This window comes from Pseudomonas mosselii, assembly GCF_005796105.1.
Lineage (GTDB): Bacteria > Pseudomonadota > Gammaproteobacteria > Pseudomonadales > Pseudomonadaceae > Aquipseudomonas > Aquipseudomonas mosselii_C.
In genome coordinates this window covers 1-402 of sequence record NZ_VAUO01000056.1, presented here as the reverse complement: position 1 = coordinate 402, position 402 = coordinate 1, and the positions used below count along the sequence as shown (strand labels likewise).

Annotated in this window: 1 protein-coding gene; it reads right to left on the bottom strand. The window is 58.0% G+C overall.

Going from position 1 to position 402, the window contains the following annotated elements:
- On the bottom strand, positions 1-402 hold a 402-nt coding region (locus tag FEM01_RS24280), incomplete at both ends, for an immunoglobulin-like domain-containing protein (RefSeq protein ID WP_171031025.1).

The following is a 402-nucleotide window of genomic DNA, read 5'->3' as shown; positions in this document are numbered from 1 at the left end:
TTGCTCAGCTGGAAGTTGAAGGTGACGTTAGCGTCGCCCTCTTTCGCTGGGTCTGCTGTTACGGTGACGGTGGTGGTGTCGAGAGTGTCAGCAACGGTTGCAGTGGCTGTAGCGCCATCCAGGCTAACGTTCTCGAAGTTACCACCCTCGACCTTGGTGACGGTCGCGGTAACGGTGCTCTCGTCTTTGTAGACGTCATCGACGTTGGTATTCGGCACTTGCAGCGTGCCTTTACCGCTGGCGTCGACGTTGACCTGGTACTCAGTACCACCGACGTTCACGGTGAGCGTAGTAGCGCTGCCAGTCTGCGGTGGGTTGCTCAGTTGGAAGTTGAAGGTGACGTTCGCGTCGCCTTCTTTAGCCGGATCTGCCGTCACGGTGACGGTAGTGGTGTCGAGAGTG